At 52.9% G+C, this 2,820-nt stretch carries 3 protein-coding genes; all 3 read right to left on the bottom strand.

Annotated features, from left to right (window positions below; translation table 11 throughout):
* Positions 1-284: 284 nt before the first annotated feature.
* Positions 285-1,130, bottom strand: a complete 846-nt coding sequence (locus tag AC6T8Q_RS21510) for a glycosyltransferase family 2 protein (protein WP_500681043.1) — start codon at positions 1,128-1,130, stop codon at positions 285-287.
* Between the two features lie 6 nt (positions 1,131-1,136).
* Complete coding sequence (locus AC6T8Q_RS21505) at positions 1,137-2,414, bottom strand: nitric oxide synthase oxygenase (protein ID WP_500681042.1); 1,278 nt, start codon at positions 2,412-2,414, stop codon at positions 1,137-1,139.
* A gap of 27 nt (positions 2,415-2,441) precedes the next feature.
* Positions 2,442-2,820 (bottom strand): hypothetical protein (locus AC6T8Q_RS21500; RefSeq protein ID WP_500681041.1); only part of this gene is annotated, 379 nt, incomplete at its 5' end.

Genomic DNA, 2,820 nt, shown 5'->3' with positions numbered 1-2,820 from the left:
TCCCACATCCACTGCCACACTCCCGGGATGAAGTAGTGACGCGGCGATCGAGATTTCTGGAACGGCATGACGCCGGTGGGGGATCGGGGTCGACCAATAAATTCGCCGAACCCAATTTCGCAGTTTCGATGTGTAAGAAGGCATTCTGAAAATGTTCGTAAGCACTTTCGTTTTTGCTTGTTTTACGTGCTCGTGCTCAGCGCTGCGGTGCGCAGCGGTGCTCGTGCTCGACCGCTGCTTCGCCCTGTATCTCAAACCGCCGGACGGCACATGGAATCTGCCTGCTACATTGAGCTCCGTTGGGGACGGTCCTGAAACCAATTTGTACTGCGATACTCCGACCAGCGGCTGACGGGAATCGAGACGAGCCGATTGCACATATAGATCAATGCTTTGAGGGCCATACCGCGGGTTGCGACCAGCGACCACGTCGCGGACCGTTGGCCCGGAGTGCGTACGGGGTCGAGCCCGAGTCGGGCAAGCTGCCGTTGCCCTTGGGACCATCGCGCACGGACCCTGGCCCATGCCAAGAATGTATGCGGTGGCCAGGTGGTCACATGCACGTTCGTCGCTATTTGGCGTCGATTCGAAGGTACAGATGCGACGATAAAATCATCGTCGGCAATGATCGATGGAAATTCGTTCCAACCCGAACGACCTTGAGCACTGACACCAAGCAAATGATGAAAACCGGCCGTCTTTGCGTGGGGCAACTCAAGCCAGACCTCGGCGATTGCGCGAGCCAGCCACGTTGAAGCTGAGGTGTCGAAGTCGATATGAGGCGCAACGAGATCCGCATGACCCGAAGTAAGAATCTCAGAGAGACGACGGAACGTATCGCCGGCAACGATGACATCTGCATCGAGATAAAATCGAGGAAATGCAGATACATGTGCATCACCGGCATTTAATGCCAGTGTTTTGCCCGCCTGCGGCAATTCAAGTACATCGACGCGACCGTTTGCCAAAGATCGTATTTTGGTCGCGCTGGTGTCATGGCAACCATTGCAAACGTAGACGACTTCCGCGTCGGTTCCTTCGATGGCCGCAATGAGTGCAGGAACCGTTTGATCGAGCACGGTCCATTCATTGAATACCGGAACGATGACGCTAAAGCGCATGGAGGCCATGAGTGTCTATGAAGCGCTTCGTGACCATAGCTTCCATCTTCGCAGCAGTTTGTCCCAACGGCGTTGAAAGCGGTTGCGTTGCTGGTCACCGTAGTAGGGCATCATGCGCAGTGCATCGTCGGCCCGGCTATGGTAATAGTTGGGAACCGGTGCAAAATCTTCCATCTTGAGATGAAACACTTCGCAGCGCGAAGATGCCTGTGGAGGTACAATCCAGCTCCAATCCGCCGAAACATGGCGGCCCGAGACCTGCTCGCGTTGACAAAAATTCGTGAAATTATCGCTCGCAGTATGATGGTCAATGATTGTGACGCCAGCCGATTTGTACGAATATAGGACAGCCCGATTCAATTCCGTGAGTGCTCGATCCTGCCACAGAAGTGTTTTGTCTCGGTCCGGATCGTCACCTATCGCACGGGATACAGCGGGTAACAAATCGTACCGCATTTTGTCAACAAGGTTTCGAGAAGCGATCTCCGTACCCATATAGAACCCATTGAAAGGAGCGCATGGATAGTCGATTCCGCCTATGGTCAGGATCATCCCACTGACACAAGGCACTGCGTACCACTTCAGACCTAGTTCCGCGATCTGCGAGCATGTTGGATGACATATTTCAATTTCACGGTATGCGTATGGTGGGATCTCAAAAAGAATTCGCCGATCCGCGCTATCGCGAACCATCACAGGCAGCATGTCAAACGCACTTTTTTGCTCGGGAGGACGAAATCCAAGCGATATTGCGATACGAGTCGATTCCACGTTTCTTCGATCACCCAGTACGGTGCCATCTTTCTGAACATAACCTGCATACTGAGTGACTTGCTGGCTCTCAATGTAGGCTGGCGTTGTTCCCGGTTGAATCGGTGCAAAAACAGAAATGATCGAGCGTATGCGTCCGTCCCCGAGGGAATCGACCATATGTTGCACGATTCGATCGGCAATCGCATCGGGTTCGGTCAGTTTTCGGCAATCAAAAACCTCGAGACTCTCCCAATACATTCGACCAATGCAACGAGAATGATTTCGCCAAGCGATTCTTGCTCCGATGGCAATTTCGTCGGACGTGTGCTCGTAAAATCCTCTGCGATTCAGAGAGTTTCGTACTTCGGACCATCGGCTCTTTCGCTCCGCATCCGTTAAAAAATTCTCGCGATGGAGAGTGTCCAGAAACGCTTTCGCTTCTTCCATGCGCTCGAAGAACGATAGTCGGCGCAGTCGTTTGTCCAGAGGCGAAACGGAACTAGCGAAATTGGTTCGACGGTTGATCTTGAGGTTGAACATGGTTTGTCGGTTTTTCAAAACACGTTCTTACATCAAGCCATCGAATTGACGCGCGGCAGAACGAATCGGGCGACGATTGATTTCGTGCACAATCCTGAGTGCCCGGGACTTGGCCTTGCGATAAGCAGGGTTTGCGGTCTCATGATTGACATATTCTGCGCGGGCCTTTTTATGCATGATCTGAAAGACATCGAGTTTTGGATAATCACGGAAGCGGTCGAACTCGCCGTCATCCTTGGCTCGCGCCACCATCGCGTTGTAGATGGGTGTGTCCTCGAGCAACGAGAATTCATTGAACCGAACTCGATCCAAATAGGGGGCATGGTCCGCAAGAAACTTGGCCGTCAGCTCCATATCCTCGGCCGTTTCGCCAGGAAAACCTTTGAACATGGTGCATCGCACGCTC

Origin of the sequence: Bythopirellula sp., from assembly GCF_041737835.1 — a bacterium.
Lineage (GTDB): Bacteria > Planctomycetota > Planctomycetia > Pirellulales > Lacipirellulaceae > Bythopirellula.
This window is presented reverse-complemented; position numbering and strand designations above follow the sequence as displayed.

Excerpts from the sequence above, each read along its gene's own strand:
- AC6T8Q_RS21505 (WP_500681042.1), bottom strand. The coding sequence starts at position 2,414 with ATGTTCAACCTCAAGATCAACCGTCGAACCAATTTCGCTAGTTCCGTT.
- AC6T8Q_RS21510 (WP_500681043.1), bottom strand. The coding sequence starts at position 1,130 with ATGGCCTCCATGCGCTTTAGCGTCATCGTTCCGGTATTCAATGAATGG.